At 44.9% G+C, this 1131-nt stretch carries 2 protein-coding genes; both read left to right on the top strand.

Going from position 1 to position 1131, the window contains the following annotated elements; genetic code table 11:
- The coding region (locus VXQ92_RS20025) for an alpha-ketoacid dehydrogenase subunit beta (protein ID WP_416682964.1) at positions 1-633 on the top strand (633 nt) is incomplete at its 5' end.
- Between the two features lies 1 nt (position 634).
- Positions 635-1131 (top strand): biotin/lipoyl-containing protein (locus VXQ92_RS20020; protein ID WP_416682963.1); only part of this gene is annotated, 497 nt, incomplete at its 3' end.

Raw genomic sequence — 1131 nt, 5'->3', positions numbered from 1 at the left:
CGTGGCATGATTGGCGCAGGTTTTTCTGCGGCCGCGCAGCATTCTCAGTCACCATATAACGTATTTGCTGCGGTTCCGGGCTTAAAAGTTGTGGTTCCATCTAGCCCATATGATGTGAAAGGGCTATTAATTCAGGCCATTCGTGATGACGACCCTGTGGTGTTCTGTGAGCATAAAATGCTCTATGACATTAAAGGCGAAGTTCCAGATGATGCCTATACCATTCCTTTTGGTGTAGCAAATTACACCCGTGAAGGGACAGACGTGACCATTATTGCTTTAGGTTTGATGGTACATCGCGCTAATGAAGTGGCAGACAAACTTGCAAAAGATGGTATTTCAGTTGAAGTGGTCGACCCTCGAACAATTTCACCTCTGGATGAAGAAGGAATTTTAGAGTCTGTTGCATCGACTGGGCGTGTGGTTATTGTGGATGAATCAGCGGCACGCTGTGGCTTTGGTCATGATGTGGCTGCACTGATCGCGCAAAAAGGTTTCCACTATTTGAAAGCACCTGTTGAACTCGTAACGCCACCACATACGCCTGTTCCATTCTCTCCAGTTTTAGAAAAAGAATGGATTCCAAGTGTAGAGCGTATTGAGCAAGCTGTGCGAAAAACATTGGAGGCTTAGGATGAGCGAAATTAAAACGCTGGAGATCCCGAAATGGGGATTATCCATGGAAGAAGGCATGATCGCCCAATGGCTGATTAAAGAGGGTGATAGCTTTAATAAGGGCGATGAAATTTGTGAAATTGAAACCACAAAAATCGTCAATGTGTTAGAAGCGCCTTTTGCTGGAACGCTCCGTAAAATTTTAGCGAAAGATGGTGATACTTTACCTGTTGGTGGTCTTATTGCCGTATGTGCTGATAGTGAAGTTTCTGATGCAGAAATTGAAAAGTTTATCGCATCATTAGGTGGTTCAGCAGCTCAAGCACCCGAAGCACCTTCGGAACAAAGTAAAGCGGAAACATCTGCACCTATTGCTGAAAAAGCAGAACAGCCACAGGCTGTAGTAGCTAGCTCATCAAATCCCGCAAAGGTCGCTAAAGGTGACTACGCTGTACCAGAGTCATTACAAGGCTATCAAACATCTAATGAGTTGTTTGCAACACCGCATGCGTTCAA

This window comes from Acinetobacter sp. 228 (assembly GCF_048147885.1).
Note: the sequence above shows the minus strand (reverse complement) of the source record. Positions and strands in the feature narration are given on the sequence as shown.